The organism is Variovorax paradoxus (assembly GCF_902712855.1).
Taxonomy (GTDB): domain Bacteria; phylum Pseudomonadota; class Gammaproteobacteria; order Burkholderiales; family Burkholderiaceae_C; genus Variovorax; species Variovorax paradoxus_Q.
This window is the reverse complement of sequence record NZ_LR743508.1, coordinates 437501-452043: the sequence shown is the minus strand read 5'-3', so window position 1 is coordinate 452043 and position 14543 is coordinate 437501. Positions and strand designations below refer to the sequence as shown.

At 70.6% G+C, this 14543-nt stretch carries 17 protein-coding genes; 12 read left to right on the top strand and 5 right to left on the bottom strand.

Annotated elements, in window-relative coordinates; translation table 11 throughout:
* Window positions 1-48 precede the first annotated feature (48 nt).
* The 8 genes from AACL56_RS28555 to AACL56_RS28520 are packed head-to-tail and all read left to right on the top strand — an operon-like array spanning window position 49 to window position 8169.
* Window positions 49-1245, top strand: coding sequence for an acyl-CoA dehydrogenase family protein (locus AACL56_RS28555; RefSeq protein WP_339093375.1), 1197 nt, complete (start codon window positions 49-51; stop codon window positions 1243-1245).
* 9 nt (window positions 1246-1254) lie between these two features.
* Window positions 1255-2379, top strand: a complete 1125-nt coding sequence (locus AACL56_RS28550) for an acyl-CoA dehydrogenase family protein (protein WP_339093374.1) — start codon at window positions 1255-1257, stop codon at window positions 2377-2379.
* Window positions 2376-3137, top strand: a complete 762-nt coding sequence (locus AACL56_RS28545; protein WP_339093373.1) for an enoyl-CoA hydratase/isomerase family protein — start codon at window positions 2376-2378, stop codon at window positions 3135-3137. Before AACL56_RS28550 ends, AACL56_RS28545 begins: the two co-directional genes overlap by 4 nt.
* Before the next feature lie 2 nt (window positions 3138-3139).
* Complete coding sequence (locus AACL56_RS28540; protein WP_339093372.1) at window positions 3140-5278, top strand: acetate--CoA ligase family protein; 2139 nt, start codon at window positions 3140-3142, stop codon at window positions 5276-5278.
* Entirely contained in the window at window positions 5275-6048 is a 774-nt protein-coding gene (locus AACL56_RS28535; RefSeq protein WP_339093371.1) for an SDR family NAD(P)-dependent oxidoreductase, read from the top strand. Before AACL56_RS28540 ends, AACL56_RS28535 begins: the two co-directional genes overlap by 4 nt.
* On the top strand, window positions 6045-6437 hold the full coding sequence (locus AACL56_RS28530; RefSeq protein ID WP_339093370.1) for a VOC family protein: 393 nt from the start codon (window positions 6045-6047) through the stop codon (window positions 6435-6437). The genes AACL56_RS28535 and AACL56_RS28530 overlap by 4 nt, the downstream gene beginning before the upstream one ends.
* Window positions 6434-7003 (top strand): nuclear transport factor 2 family protein, encoded by a 570-nt coding sequence (locus tag AACL56_RS28525; RefSeq protein WP_339093369.1) that lies wholly within the window; start codon window positions 6434-6436, stop codon window positions 7001-7003. The genes AACL56_RS28530 and AACL56_RS28525 overlap by 4 nt, the downstream gene beginning before the upstream one ends.
* Window positions 7000-8169 carry an acyl-CoA dehydrogenase family protein gene (locus AACL56_RS28520; protein ID WP_339093368.1) on the top strand — a complete coding sequence of 390 codons (1170 nt, stop codon included), beginning with the start codon at window positions 7000-7002 and terminating at the stop codon, window positions 8167-8169. The genes AACL56_RS28525 and AACL56_RS28520 overlap by 4 nt, the downstream gene beginning before the upstream one ends.
* A 16-nt stretch (window positions 8170-8185) precedes the next feature.
* On the opposite strand, the gene AACL56_RS28515 is transcribed toward AACL56_RS28520, so the two are convergent.
* The 5 genes from AACL56_RS28515 to AACL56_RS28495 all read right to left on the bottom strand — a co-directional run bounded on the left by AACL56_RS28515 (window position 8186) and on the right by AACL56_RS28495 (window position 11934).
* Window positions 8186-8860 carry an FMN-dependent NADH-azoreductase gene (locus AACL56_RS28515; protein ID WP_339093367.1) on the bottom strand — a complete coding sequence of 225 codons (675 nt, stop codon included), beginning with the start codon at window positions 8858-8860 and terminating at the stop codon, window positions 8186-8188.
* Window positions 8857-9336 carry a GNAT family N-acetyltransferase gene (locus AACL56_RS28510; protein ID WP_339093366.1) on the bottom strand — a complete coding sequence of 160 codons (480 nt, stop codon included), beginning with the start codon at window positions 9334-9336 and terminating at the stop codon, window positions 8857-8859. Before AACL56_RS28510 ends, AACL56_RS28515 begins: the two co-directional genes overlap by 4 nt.
* 133 nt (window positions 9337-9469) lie before the next feature.
* Window positions 9470-10879 carry a PLP-dependent aminotransferase family protein gene (locus AACL56_RS28505; RefSeq protein ID WP_339093365.1) on the bottom strand — a complete coding sequence of 470 codons (1410 nt, stop codon included), beginning with the start codon at window positions 10877-10879 and terminating at the stop codon, window positions 9470-9472.
* Window positions 10880-10915: 36 nt separating this feature from the next.
* Window positions 10916-11680, bottom strand: a complete 765-nt coding sequence (locus AACL56_RS28500; protein WP_339093364.1) for an SDR family NAD(P)-dependent oxidoreductase — start codon at window positions 11678-11680, stop codon at window positions 10916-10918.
* Window positions 11681-11688: 8 nt separating this feature from the next.
* Window positions 11689-11934 carry a hypothetical protein gene (locus tag AACL56_RS28495; RefSeq protein WP_339093363.1) on the bottom strand — a complete coding sequence of 82 codons (246 nt, stop codon included), beginning with the start codon at window positions 11932-11934 and terminating at the stop codon, window positions 11689-11691.
* A 208-nt stretch (window positions 11935-12142) separates the two neighbouring features.
* On the opposite strand from AACL56_RS28495, the gene AACL56_RS28490 reads away from it, so the two are divergent.
* The 4 genes from AACL56_RS28490 to AACL56_RS28475 all read left to right on the top strand — a co-directional run bounded on the left by AACL56_RS28490 (window position 12143) and on the right by AACL56_RS28475 (window position 14509).
* Complete coding sequence (locus AACL56_RS28490; RefSeq protein WP_339093362.1) at window positions 12143-12295, top strand: hypothetical protein; 153 nt, start codon at window positions 12143-12145, stop codon at window positions 12293-12295.
* 16 nt (window positions 12296-12311) lie between these two features.
* Window positions 12312-12662 carry a hypothetical protein gene (locus AACL56_RS28485; RefSeq protein ID WP_339093361.1) on the top strand — a complete coding sequence of 117 codons (351 nt, stop codon included), beginning with the start codon at window positions 12312-12314 and terminating at the stop codon, window positions 12660-12662.
* A 51-nt stretch (window positions 12663-12713) separates the two neighbouring features.
* Complete coding sequence (locus tag AACL56_RS28480; protein WP_339093360.1) at window positions 12714-13937, top strand: YihY/virulence factor BrkB family protein; 1224 nt, start codon at window positions 12714-12716, stop codon at window positions 13935-13937.
* A 134-nt stretch (window positions 13938-14071) separates the two neighbouring features.
* Entirely contained in the window at window positions 14072-14509 is a 438-nt protein-coding gene (locus tag AACL56_RS28475; protein WP_339095259.1) for a divalent metal cation transporter, read from the top strand.
* The last annotated feature ends 34 nt before the right edge of the window (window positions 14510-14543 follow it).

Below are 14543 nucleotides of genomic sequence, written 5' to 3'. Positions count from 1 at the left end.
CGCTGCACCGCCTGGGGGCGGTCAGCAACACAACTCAGGAGACAAGACATGTCGAACGACGACACCCACGGCGCCGAAGGCGCCGGGGCCGACCCCTACGCGGATTTCCGCCGCGAGCTCGCCGAGTTCGCGCGCAGCGCATGCCCGGCCGAGATCCGCGCCGTCGTGGCCGCGGGCCAGAAGGTCACCAAGCGCGAGTACCTCGGCTGGCAGCAGATCCTCACCGCCAGGGGCTGGGGCGCACCGAGCTGGCCGACCGAGCACGGCGGCACCGGCTGGGACATCATGCAGCGGCTGATCTTCGAGGAGACCATGGCCGAGGCCGACTGCCCGCCGCTGTACCACCACGGCCTGGGCCACATCGGCCCGGTCATCATCCGCTTCGGAACGCCCGAGCAGAAGGCGCGATTCCTGCCGCGCATCCTCGACGGCTCCGACTGGTGGTGCCAGGGCTACTCCGAGCCGGGCTCGGGCTCGGACCTGGCCTCGCTCAGCACCAGTGCCCGGCTCGACGGCGACGAATACGTCATCAACGGCCAGAAGATCTGGACCTCGCACGCGCACGAAGCCAACATGATCTACATGCTGGTGCGCACCTCGAAGGAGGCGAAGAAGCAGGACGGCATCTCGCTGATCCTCGTGCCCATGGACACGCCCGGCATCACCGTGCGGCCCATTCGCAGCATCGACGGCTGGCACCACCTCAACGAAGTGTTCTTCGACGAGGTGCGCGTGCGCGCCGACAACCTGATCGGCGAAGTCGGCAAGGGCTGGACCTGCGCCAAGTTCCTGCTCGAGCGCGAACGGCTGCCCCCGGCCAACGTGGCGCGGCTGGAGCTGGTGCGCCGCCAGGTCACGCGCGTGGTCGAAGAAGCGGCCCGGGCCGCGGCCGGCAAGCGTGACTTCAGCAGCCTGCGCTACCGCCTGCTTCTGGCCGAGGCCGACGTGAAGGGCGCGCGCGTGCTGCTCGCCAACGCCACCGACGACCTGAAGAACCAGCGCCCGCTGGGCGTGCAGCCGTCGGTCATCAAGCTCATGTGCAGCGACGTCGCGCAGCGCCTGACGACCATCGCGCTCGATGCGGTCGGGCCCGATGCCGCGCACCGCTTCCTGGTCGATGAAGGCGAGGGCGAGCCCGGCGCCACCTGGGTGCAGAACTACCTCTTCACCCGCGCCCGCACGATCGCCGGGGGCACGTCGGAAGTGCAGCGCAACGTCGTTGCCAATGAATTGCTGGGAGCCTGAGAAGTGTCGATGTCATTCACCCCCCTGTTCCCCGGCATGCTGCTGGACGCCGCCGCCCGCTTCGCGCAGGACAACGAGAACACCAGGGATTTCGGCGACGCCGACCCGGTGCGCGAGATGGGCTGGACCTGCACGCTGGTGCCCGAGGACGCCGGCGGCGTCGGCGGAACGCTGAACGACCTGGCCTCCATCGTCGTCGGCCTGGCCTCGCACGGCGTGCACCTGCCCGTGGTGGAGACCTGCGCGGTGGTTCCGCTGCTGCTGCAGGCTGCCAACGCCGAGACCTCCGCGCGCTGGCTCGAAGCGGTGTGCGAAGGCAGCGCGAAGATCGCGCCCCTGACCTCGCTCTCGGCCTCGCTCGACGACATTGCCGTCGGCGCGAAGCAGCTCGACATCGGTTACGCCTTCACCGGCGAGGTGAAGGGCGTGGACGTGTCGCTGGCCGCCACGCACTGGCTGGTGCCCGCCAGGCTGCAGGGCAGCGGCGAAACGGCGCTGTTCCTGGTCGACCTCGAACACTTGCCCGCGCCCAGCGCCACCTACCGCACCATGGAAGGCCGGCGCAGCGCCGACTTCAGGCTCGACGGCGTCACCGTGCCCGCGCTGGCCTGCATCGCACGCGGCGCCGCGGCCGACGCGGCGCTCGAGCGTGCCGACAACGCCGCGCTGCTGCTCACCGCGGCCGACACCGTGGCGGCGCTCACCACGCTGATCGAGCAGACCGTCAGGCACCTGCAGGAGCGCCGGCAGTTCGGCGTGGCGCTGGCCACGTTCCAGGTGCTGCGCCACCGCACGGCCGACATGTACGTGCGCTACCTCTGCGCCAAGGGCCTGATGCTGCATGCGTTCCAGGAGCACGCGCGCGGTGCCGCCAACCTGCGCCGCACGCTGCGCCTGATGAAGGTCGCGCTGGCCGAGACCGCGCGGCTGTGCGCCGAGGGCGCGATCCAGATGCACGGCGGCATGGGCGTGAGCGAAGAGGTGCTGGCCACCCGCATGGCGCAGCGCCTGCTGGCCTCCGAGTTCCGCTACGGCGACCGCATGACGCATGCGTCGCAACTGCTTTATCCCCCCACCGAAGCCGCCGTCGCACCGGCGCGCGGCATGTCCCCCGCTGCCAGGAGTTCGTCATGAGCGTCAGTCTTGAAGTTTCCGAGTTCGTCGCCGTGGTGCGGCTGGACAAGCCGCCCGTCAATGCCCTGAGCCGCGAGACCCGCCACCGCCTGATCCAGGTGTTCGACGAGGTCTCCGAGCGCGACGACATCCGCGTGGCCATCCTCACCGGCACCGGCAAGTTCTTCTGTTCGGGCGCCGACCTGAAGGATCGGCCCTCGGCCGACAAGCCCGGGGACTTCCTCGACCACAACCGCTGGACCCGCGAGACCGGCAACGCGATCCGCGAATGCGCCAAGCCCGTCATCGCGGCCGTCAACGGCCCGGCGCTGGGCGCGGGCTTCGGCCTGATGGCCGCCTGCGACATCTTCCTGGCCTCGGACGACGCGAGCTTCGCCATGCCCGAGATCAACGTGGGCCTGGCCGGCGGCGTCTCGATGCTGCGAACCATGTTCGGCCGCTCGTTCACGCGCCGCATGTTCTTCACCGGCATGCGCGTGCCCGCGGCCGAGCTGTACCGCCGCGGCGTGCTCGACGAGGTCGTGCCGGCGGACGAGCTCATGCCCACCGCCCTGCGCCTGGCGCAGGAGATGGCCTCCAAGAGCCCCATTGCGCTGGCCTACGCCAAGCAGGCCGCCAACATGATGGACGTGATGCCGCAGCGCGACGGCTACCGCTTCGAGCAGAACATCACCATGGCGCTGTCGCGCACCGAAGACGCCAAGGAAGCGCGCCAGGCCTTCCTCGAGAAGCGCGCGCCGGTGTTCAAGGGGCGCTGAGCGTGAGCACGACGGAAGTTGAAGTCGAAGTGGGCCGAGGCCTCGAAGCCCTGTTCAAGCCGCGCTCGATCGCAATCTTCGGCGCGTCTGACGACGTGACCAAGATCGGCGGCCGGCCGCTGCAGTTCCTGCAGAAGTACGGCTACCGCGGCGCCATTTATCCGGTGAACCGCAAGGGCGGCACGGTGCAGTCGCTGCCCGCCTATGCGAACGTGGCCGATCTGCCGTCGGTGCCCGACCTGGCCGTGATGGCCGTGCCGCCCGACGCCGTGCTCGAGGCGGTGAAGGACTGCGCCGCGCGCGGCGTGCGCGCGGCCGTGATCCTCTCGTCGGGCTTCTCGGAGATGGGCGAGGAAGGCAGCCGGCTGCAGGCGGCCATCGGCGCGGTGGCCAAGGCATCGGGCATGCGCGTCGTGGGACCCAACTGCCTGGGCTCCATCGGCGTGGCGGACAGGAGCATCGCCACCTTCTCCGTGGCGCTGGAGTCGGCGTTTCCTGCGGCGGGCCATGTCGGCATCGCATCGCAGAGCGGCAACCTCGGCAGCTACACGATGCGCCTGGCGGCCGAGCGCGGCATCGGCATCAGCCGGCTGCTGACCACAGGCAACGAGTGCGACGTGGACATCGCCGACGGCATCGCGTCGCTGGCGGGCGACCCGGGCACCTCGGTCATCCTGTGCTGCATGGAAACCTGCCGCGACGCGGCCAAGCTGGTGCGCGCGCTGGCCATGGCGCGCGAGGCCGGCAAGCCGGTGGTGGTGCTGAAGGTCGGCGTGTCGTCGGCAGGCAGCGAGGCGGCGGCGTCGCACACCGGTGCGCTGGCAGGTTCCGACGCGGTCTTCGACGTGGTGCTGCGCAATGCCGGCGCCATCCGCGTGCCGAGCATCGAGCAGCTGCTCGAGGTGGGCCATGCGGTGTCGGTGGTCGGTGTGTCGCGCGCGCCGAAGGGACCGCGCGTGGCGCTGGTCACCGCATCGGGCGGCTTCGGCGTGCTGATGGCCGACGCCGCCAGCGCGCAGGGGCTCGAACTGCCGAAGCTCTCGGCGGCCACGCAGCAGCGCATCGTCGCGGCATTGCCCTATGCATCGCCGGGCAACCCGGTCGACATGACGGCGCAGGTGTCGAGCCGGCCCGAGCTGCTGGTGCAGGTGCTGTCGGCGGTGGTGGAAGACGCGGGCTGCGACGCGGTGATCCTGCAGTCGGCCTACGCCTTCCAGATGCCGCGGCTGCGCGACGTGTACATGGCAGCGCTGGACGAGGTGCGCCGCGCGCATCCGGCGCGGCTGATCCTGCTGTGCTGCAAGGCACCGCGCGAGACCATCGCGCAGCTCAACGAGATGGGCATCCCGACGGTGGAGACCATCGATGCGGCTTGCGCGACGCTGGCCGCGCTGGTGCGGCTCGGCACGCGCGGCGCGCAAAGCCAAGCGGCGGTCGCATCGCCGTCGCTGGAAACGCTGCCACCCGAAGCCTTCGCCAACGAGGCGAGCGCCAAGGCGGTGCTCGCGCAGTCGGGCATTCCGGTGCTGAAGGAAGTCACCGCCGCGTCGCGGGACGAAGCCCTGGCCGCCGCGCGCGACATCGGCTTCCCCGTCGTGCTGAAGATCGTCTCGCCCGACATTCCCCACAAGACCGAGGTCGGCGGGGTGGTGGTCGGCGTGCGCTCGGAGGAGCAACTGCGCGAGGAACACGACGCGATGCTCGCGCGCGTGGCGCAGAAGGCGCCGCAGGCGCGCATCGCCGGCGTGCTGGTCGCGCAGATGGCGCAAGGCGGCACCGAGCTGATCCTCGGCACCACGAAGGACCCGGTGTTCGGGCCGGTGGTGATGGTGGGCCTGGGCGGCATCTTCGCCGAGGTGCTGCGCGACGTGGCGCTGCAGGTGGTGCCCGTCACAGAGGCGCAGGCGATGCAGATGCTGCGCTCGCTCAAGGCCTTCCCGCTGTTCGACGGTGCGCGCGGCCGGCCGAAGGCCGACGTGGCGGCGGCGGCCCGCGCGGTGGCGGCGCTTTCGCAGTTCGCCGCCCGGCATGCGGACACCGTCGCCGAGATCGACATCAACCCGCTGGTGGTCCTCGACCACGGGCGAGGCGCCTTCGCGCTCGATGCGCTGCTGGTGCCGGAAACGAAAGACAAGCCATGAATGCACCCCTGTCCCCCGAACGCCTCGAAGGCCGCGTGGCCTTCATCAGCGGTGCCGGCCACGGCATCGGCCGCGCCACCGCGCTGGCCATGGCCCGGCTCGGCGCGACCGTCGGCGTGAACGACCTCAAGGCCGATTTCGTCGAGGACACCGTGGCGGAGATCCGCCGGCTCGGCGGCAAGGCCGTGGCGGTGCCGCAGGACGTGTCGAGCCGCGACGGCATGCGCCTGGCCGTGCAGCGCCTGCACACCGATGCCGGCCGGCTCGACGTGATGGTCAACAACGCGGCGTGGGTCCGCTACCAGCCGCTGGCCGAGATCACGCCCGAAGTGATGGACCGCATGGTCGAGATCGGCTTCAAGTCGGTGATCTGGGGCATCCAGGCCGCGGCCGAGCTCATGGACCCGGAACGCGGCGGCTCGGTGGTCAACGTGGCCTCCATCGCCGGCTTCAAGTCGCCCGCGCGCTCGGTGGTCTACAGCGGCCTGAAGGCCGGCGTGCTCGGCATCACGCGCGCCGCCGCGGCCGACCTCGGATCGCGCGGCATCCGCGTGAATGCGGTGGCGCCCGGCGCCGTGCCCACCGAAGGCACGGCCAAGCACCGCAACGCCGAACTCGATGCGAAGCGCATCGCGCGCACGCCGCTGGGGCGGCTGGGCACCGTGGAAGACATCGCCGACGCGATCTGCTTCCTGGCCGGCGACGGCTCGCGCTTCGTCAACGCGGAGGTGATCCGCCTCGACGGCGGCGCATCGGAGACGTCGCTGTGAGCACCGAGGACATTGCGCCCCAGCGCCTGCAGAACGTCTACGTGGTCGCGCGGCATCCGGCCGAACTGCACGCCTTCTATGCGTCGGCACTGGGCCTGAAGCTCAAGTTCCGCGACAACGACCGCTGGATCCAGTACGGCGTGGGCGGCACGGGCGTGGCGCTCGCCTGCGCGGAAGAGGCCGCGCCGGCCACATCCGGCGTGGTGATGGTGTTCGAGGTGAGCGACTTCGCCGGTGCGCAGGAGCGCATCACCGGCGCCGGCGGGCAGGTCATCGGCACGCGCGACATGGGCTCGCACGGTGCGGTGATGTCGCTGCGCGATCCGGAGGGCAACGTCGTGCAGCTGTTCAGGCGGGCGCCGGTGTCCGCGGCTGCGACGGCGCCATGAACCCGCGCGCACCGCTGCAGGCGCTGCTCGATCGCGAGGCGATCCGCGAGTGCCTCTACCGCTACTGCCGCGGCATCGACCGCGTCGACGAGGCGGCGCTGCGCTCCGCCTACTGGGAAGACGCCACCGACTGTCACGGCGCCTGGAACGGAAGCGCCGACGGCTTCATCACGCAGGCGCTGCAGCGGCTGCGCCAGGGCGGGCGGCGTGTGCACCAGGTGAACAACGTCGCCATCGAGCTGCACGGCAACACCGCGGCGGTCGAGAGCAGCTTCTTCGCATTGCAGGCACCCGCCGACGCGCCCGCGAAGCGCACCCTGCTGTGCGGCCGCTACCTCGACCGCTTCGAGCGCCGCATCGGCGAGTGGCGCATTGCCGCACGCACCGTGGTGTACGACTGGATCGAGGAGCGCGAGCGGCCGGAACTCGCCCGCAGCGACGCCGTGCTGTTCGGTGCGCGCCAGCCGGTCGGCTGCGCGGCGCCGGACGACATGCTGTATGTCCTTCTGCGGGAGGTGCGGGAGGTGCGCGAGTTGCGCACCGTGGCCGAAGGGACCCTCTCATGATCCGCGACCGCGAATCCTTCTCGGCGCTGCTCGCCACGGTCCGCCGCTTCGCCCAGGAGGAATGCCTGCCGCTCGAGGGGCAGGTCGATGCCGGCGACGAGATCCCCGAGCCGGTGGTGGAGCGCATGCGCGCGCTGGGCCTGTTCGGCCACAGCATTCCCGAAGCCTTTGGTGGCGCGGGCCTGACCACCGAAGAGCTGACGCTGGTCAACCTCGAGGTATCGCAGGTGGCGACCGCGTTCCGCGCGCGCTTCGGCGGCAACACCGGCATCGCGTCGGAGTCGCTCGTGGTCGACGGCACGCCCGAGCAGCAGCGCCGCTACCTGCCGCGGCTGGCCAGCGGCGAGCTGACCGGCTGCTTCGCGCTCACCGAGCCGGAAGCCGGCTCGGACGCGACCGCGCAGAAGACGGTGGCGGTGCGCGATGGCGACAGCTTCGTCATCAGCGGGCACAAGTGCTTCATCACCAACGCGCCGATCGCAGACCTGTTCACCGTGTTCGCGCGCACCGACCCGCAGGCGAAGGGCGCGGCCGGCATCAGCGCGTTCCTGGTGGAGCGCGGCGCGCCCGGCCTGTCGACATCGCAGCCCTACCGCAAGATGGGCCAGCACGGCTCGCCGGTGGGCGAGGTCGTTCTGGAGCGGGTGAGCGTGCCGGCCTCGGCCATCGTCGGGGGGGTGGAGGGGCAGGGATTCCGCACTGCGATGAAGACGCTGAACAAGCAGCGCATCAACCTGGCCGCGCTGTGCATCGGACCGGCGATTCGCCTGGTGGCCGAGATGGCGCGGCAGGCGCAGGCGCGCCGCCAGTTCGGCCAGCCGATCGGCGAGTTCCAGCTGGTGCAGCAGATGATCGCCGAGAGCAACACCGAGGTGCACGCCGCGCGTGCGCTGGTGCTGGAGACCGCGCGCAAGCGGGACGACGGCATCGACGTGACGATGGAAGCCTCGATGTGCAAGCTCTTCGCTTCCGAGATGTGCGGGCGCGTCGCGGACCGCGCGGTGCAGGTGTTCGGCGGCAGCGGCTTCATCGCCGGCAACGTGGCCGAGCGCTTCTACCGCGACGTGCGGCTGTTCCGCCTCTACGAGGGAACGAGCCAGATCCACCTGGTCAACATCGCCAGGCGGACGCTCGCGCTCGCCGCGAAGGACGCCGCCGCAGCCTGAACTGCGCGCCTCGTGCTCAGGCCGCGGCGAGCGGCATGGGCTCGGGCAGGGGCGTGAGCGTGGGCATCGGCAGCTTGCGGTCGAGCAGCGCTTCCACGCCGCGCAGTGCCTCGGCCACGGCTTCGGCACCCGCCACCGTGCGCTGCAGCGGGAAGAAATGCAGGTCGCGGATGCCGATGGTGCGGAACACCGCCTCGAGATAAGGCGTGAGGAAGTCCGGCTGCAGCGTGCCCTCGCCGGTGTAGCCGCCGCCGGAGGCCACCGCGATGTACACCGGGCGGTCGGCGAGCAGGCCCACCTTGCCTTCGGGCGAGAAGCCGAAGCTGCGGTGCGCGCGCAGCACGTGGTCGATCCAGGCCTTCAGCACCGAGGGCACGGTGTAGTTGTGCATGGGCGTGCCGATCACCACGGCGTCGGCCGCTTCCAGTTCGCAGATCAGCCGTTCGGACTGCGCCAGCGAGCCGGGCCGCTCGTAGGCGTCGGCCGCCATCGGCCACGAGCCTGCGAGCGTATGGCCGTAGGTCTCGTCCACGTGCGGCAGCCCGATGACGCCGAAGTCGCGCCGCACGACCACCGCGCCCGGGTCGCGCGCCAGCAGCCGCTCGACGATGCGCTTCGAGAAGTTCTGGCTGAACGAGGCGTCGGCGCGCGGGCTGGCGGTGATGTGCAGGATGTTGCCGATCGTCTTCATCGCGCGGTACCTCCCAGCACCTTGCTGAAGCGCATCGCGCCGGTCAGCATGCCCTGGCGGAAGTAGAAGCGTTGGGCCAGCGCGTTCGAGAGTCCGGTGTCGAGCACCAGCTTGGCGCAGCCGGCTTCCTCCGCGATGCGTGCGGTGGCGTCGATCAGGCGCGCGCCCCATTGGCCGCCGCGCTCGCTTTCCAGCGTGACGAGGTCGTCGACATAGAGGAACGGGCCGTAGACCAGGTTTTCCTGCAGCCGGTAGCCGGCGAGCGCGATCGCCTCCGCGGTAGCGCCTTCGCCTCGCCAGACGGCGAGGATGCGGTAGCCGTCGGCGCGCATGCGGTCCACGCGCTGCAGCAGGTCCTGCGCATCGTGCAGGTGCGGGCGCAGTTGCTGCATGGCACGCCAGCAGGCGCGCAGTTCGGCCTCGCTTTCGGCATGCCGCATGGCGAAGCCGGCAGGCATCGTCGGTGTGGCGTTCATTCCTTGTCCTTGTTCAGATGGCATCGAGGAATTCTGCGGATGACGGGCGTTGCGCGACAGACCCAAGAATTGCATTGCGCACTGGACCATGGGCGCGCCGGCGCGCATGCACCGGGTCGTGCCCGGTGGCCCCTCAGCGGTGCCGCGCGATCAGCTTCATCAGGCGATCGCAGGCTTCCTGCGCGCGGTCCTCGTGCACGTTGGTCACGCCGAGCACCAGGCCCGCATGCCCGGCTGCGGGCGCGGCGTACCACGGCGACAGCGGCGTGGGCGACAGCTTGTGCGCATGCGCCGCCTTCGCCAGCGCCACGTCGTCCATGCCTTCCGGCAGCCGGAGCAGCACCGCGAGGCCGGCCTTCGCGTACGTGGCCGACGCGTTGCCGAGCGCGGCCGCCAGCGCGTCGCGGCGCGCGGCATACAGGCGCTTCATGCGACGCAGGTGGCGCAGGTAGTGGCCGCCGCGCATGAAGTCGGCCAGCGCGCGCTGCGTGAGCGGCGAGGTCGCGGGCGACAGCACGGCCGCAGCGCGCGTGAAGCGTTCTTCCTCGCCCGGCGGCACGACCAGGAAGCCGAGCCGGAGGGTCGGGCTCAGCGTCTTGCTGAAGGTGCCGATGTGCAGCACGCGCGCGGCGGCGTCGAGCGCGCCGATCGACGGCACCGCGCGGCCCTGCAGCTGCAGTTCGCTCAGGTAGTCGTCCTCGATGATCCAGCCGTTCGTGCGCGCGGCCCAGTCGACGAGCGCGCGCCGCCGCCGCGGCGACAGCGCAACGCCCAGCGGCGCCTGCTGCCCCGGCGTGACCAGCGCGAACGCCGCCCGAGGCGCCAGCGCGATGCCGCGCTCGATGTCGATCCCTTCGATGTCGACCCGCACCGGCACTGTCTCGACACCGAGCACCCCCAGTGCGCGGCGCGCGAGCGGATAGCCCGGGTCTTCCATCCAGGCCGAGGTACCGAAGAGGCCGAGCGCGTGCACGGCCAGGGAGAGCGCGCTGGCGTAGCCCGTGGTCACGAACACCTGCGAGGGCCGGCACGAGAGGCCGCGCGCAATCGCCAGGTGCGCGGCGATCTCGGTGCGCAGCGCGGCGAGGCCTCGGGGGTCGGGGTAGACATGCTGCACGCCCGCCATGGCGCGTGTCGCGCGCGCCACGGTGCGCGACCACACCTGGACGGGAAACGCGTCGTTGGCCGGCACGCCCATCTGGAACACCGTCGCGGGCGGCGGAAAGGAAGCGAAATCGACGACGACGGGTGCTTCGGCCCCGGCCGCTTCGGCCGGCTCGTGGCGAGCCGCCGGTGGCTGCCGCGCCACGCGCGTGCCGGCTGCGCCCAGCGCCACGGCCAGGCCTTCGTCGATCAGGCGCTCGTAGGCCTGGCGCACCGTGCCTCGCGCCACGCCGAGCTGCGCCGCGAAGTCGCGCCACGAGGGCAGGCGCGCACCGGGCGCCAGCCGGCCGTCGCGCATCGCGGCGCGCAGGCCGGCCGTGATCTGCGCGGCGATCGGTTCGCGCGCGCCACGTTGGATCGGTATTTGCAGTTCCGGCATCCGGCCGATGGTATCGGCGCGCGGCCGCAATGCCGATCAGGACATGTCGGGCTGCCCGTTCGACGCCATGAGGCCGCCGTCCACCGGCAACGCGACGCCGTTGACGAAGCTGGCGTCGTCGCTCGCCAGGAACGCGACCACCGCGGCGATCTCCGAAGGTTCGGCGCCGCGGCCGAGCGGGATGCGTTCCCTGAACCTGGCCATCAGCTTGCGGTCCTTCTTCATGTCGGCCGTCATGGGCGTGAAGGTGAGGCTGGGGCATACGGCGTTGACGCGCACGCCGTCCTTGCCATGGTCGAGCGCCAGCGCCTTGGTGAAGTTGACGATGGCGCCCTTCGATGCGTTGTAGAAGCCCATCGCCCAATCGCCGCCCAGCCCCGACACCGAGGCCGTGTTGACGATGCAGCCACCGCTCTCGATCAGGTGCGGCATGGCCGCACGGCAGCCGTGGAACACGCCGCCGGCGTTGATGGCCATGATCCTGTCCCAGCCGTCGAGCGGCGCTTCGGTGACGGTGCCTTCGACGGCGATGCCGGCATTGTTGAAGAGCACGTGCAGCGCACCGAAACGCTTGACGGTGGCCGCGACCAGCGCTTGCACCTGCCTGTATTTCGAGACGTCGGTCTTTCTGGTCATCGTTCGTTCGGGCGGAAGGTCTGCCGCCACGCGCTCGAGCTTGGCAAGGGTGTCGCCGGCGAGCACCACGTTGGCGCCCTCGGCGGAAAAGCGGCGTGCCGTGGCCTCGCCGATGCCGGAACCTGCGCCGGTGACGATGACCGTGCGGTCGATGAATCTCTGCATGGGGCGGATCACTTCGCGGGTTGTGCGCCGGGTGCGGCTTCGGCCGCGGGCGGGGTGGAGGATTGCGGCTGCTGCCCGACCTGCGCCGAGGGAGCGGCCGGCTGCTGCGGTGCCTCGCCGCGCTTGTCGGCCGCGTAGAAGTACATCAGTGCGCCGATGACCACCAGCACTGCAACGATCGTGGCGAACGCGAAGACGCGCCGGTTGTCGCGTTCGTCGCTGCGGGCCTGGTGCCTGGCCGAAGTCGGGTTCATGGCGTATTCCTTTCTGCATGCGCACCGGCGGTGCGCGAGAAGAAACGCTATGCCCGCGCGCGCAGCGGCGTGTCGGACATCGCCGGGGGCCGGTGTCACGCGAAAGCTCCCGCACCGGCAGGTGAAATTGTCCGACACCGGGGGCGCGCAGGGCCTCCCAGATTGGGCTTCTAGGCCATTGCTTTCCAACTTTCCAGGAGCGTTACCGATGATCCGCAAGCTCGCATCCGGTGAATACCGCCTCTATTCGCGCAAGGTCGACCCCAAGACCGGCAAGCGCCGCAACCTCGGCACCTTCGACTCGCTGTCGCAGGCACAGCAGCACGAACGCGAAGTCCAGTACTTCAAGCACCACCACTGAACCAGGAGACCACTTCATGACCGACGTCCGCAACCCCGGCGCATTCCCGTTTCCCACGGCCGCGCACCATCCCGCCCATTCGACTGCGTCCACCAACCCCGTCACCGAGACGCCGGGCGAGTCGGCCATTGATCACGGCATCGAGGAATCCTTCCCCGCGAGCGACCCCGTCTCGGTGAGCGTGAGCAAGTCGGTGCATCCGGCGCCGCACGATGCGACGCAGGTGTCCGGCGCGCCCGCAACGACGCAGGCCAGGCGCGCGTGGCGTCCGTCGAGCGGCGCGATGCGCGTCGGCGCAGGCGTGCTGGCCGGTGGTGCGGCGCTCGCCGTCGGCTATGCGCTCACGAAGTTTCGGCGCACGCACTGACCCATGGGCCCGCGACGAAGCGGAACATGACCTTCGCCCCGGAGCCCGACCATGACCCCAGCCCTGCCCACACCCCGGCTCGAACGAGCACCCCGACCCGAAGCCGACACCGATTCCGGTCCGCTGGCTGATCCCGCGCCCGCCGCGCCGCCTTCGCGCGCTTCGAAACCGGCGCTGCTCTACCGCCTCTGCAAGGACGCGGTGATGGCGTGGATCGACGACTTCGCGCCCAGCATGGGCGCAGCGATCTCCTACTACACGATGTTTTCGCTGGCGCCGCTGCTGGTGATCGTCATCGCTGTGGCGGGCGCGCTCTTCGGCGCGGAAGCAGTGCAGGGGCAGATCGCCGCGCAGCTCTCCGGGCTGATCGGGCAGGAGGGTGCGCTGGCCGTACAGGGGCTGGTGCGCAGTGCGAGCGAACCGTCGCGCGGGCTGATTGCAGGCGCCATCAGCATCGGTGTGCTGGTGGTCGGCGCCACCACGGTGTTTGCCGAACTGCAGAGCGCGCTCGACCGCATCTGGCACGTGCCCGAGCGCGTCAAGCCCAAGGGCGTGTGGGGCATCGTGCGCGCGCGGGTGCTGTCGTTCGGGCTCATCATGGGGCTCGCGTTCCTGCTGATGGTCTCGCTGGTCGTGAGCGCGGCGCTGGCGGCTCTGGGCACCTGGAGCGTCGGCCTGCTTCCGGGCTGGGAACTGCTGCTGCAGCTGCTCAATGTGATGGTGTCGCTCGCCATCCTCACCTTGCTGTTCGCGATGATCTTCAAGTTCATGCCCAGCGCGCCCATCGCCTGGCGCGACGTATGGATCGGCGCAATCGTCACGGCGGTGCTGTTCGAGATCGGCAAGGTGCTGATCGGCCTCTACCTGGGCAAGAGTGGCGTGACCGAATCGTTCGCCGCGGCCGGCTCGCTGGTGGTGCTGCTCGCGTGGGTCTATTACGCGGCGCAGATCTTCCTGCTCGGCGCGGAATTCACCAAGGTCTATGCGAGCGCGCACGGCTCGGTGGCCGCCGCGAAGGCCACGGCGGCGACCGACGTCGCCGCGCAGCAGGCCGAGGCCGGCACCGACCGCGTGGTGGCTGCGCCGCGCAAGGCGCCGTCCGACGGCGATGCACGGCTGACGAAAACGCAGCGCCTGCTCGAGCGGCGCACTCGCTCCGCGGTGTCCGGTCTGGCGCGCCAGCTGATCGTGCTTGCCGTCGTGAGCGCGGCCAGCAGGATGCTGTCGCGTCGCAAGCGCCGCACGCATCCGGGCCGCTCGCATCGGGTCGCATGACCCTGCCGGACACCGCCAATTCACAGGTGCCGCAGGCATGCGCGAAGCGCTGGTTCGCCAGCGCGGTCGCGGCCTGATCACCGGCGCGGCCGACGACGGCCCGAGCAAGCCAGCTGGGCCGCGGTTAGACATCGATCAGCACTACCGCGCAGGCGGCGCAGGCGCTGAAGCCCGTCGCCGGCGAGGCGGCCTTCGTGCTGTTCGGATTGGGCATCGCGGGCGCCGGCCTTTTTGCGCTGCCGGTGCTCGCCGGCTCCGCGACTGATGCACTCGCCAGCCTTCTCGGCGTTCGGCGCGGGCTCGACCATGCGCCCGCGCAGGCACCGGTGTTCTACGGCATCCTGGCTGCGGCGATGCTGACCGGGCTGGCCATCGGACTCTCCGGCATCAATCCGATGAAGGCGCTGGTGTATGCGGCGGTCAACAATGCGCTGGCGTCGGTGCCGATCATGTTCGGCGCGATGCTGACCGCGTTGAACCCGCTGGTGATCACGCGGAGGCTGAAGATCGTCGGATGGGCTGCCACGGGCGTGATGGCAGTGGCAGTGGCCGCCACACTCGCGAACTTCTGACTCTGAAGCGGGTCGCGGCCTGCGGGTCCGCTGC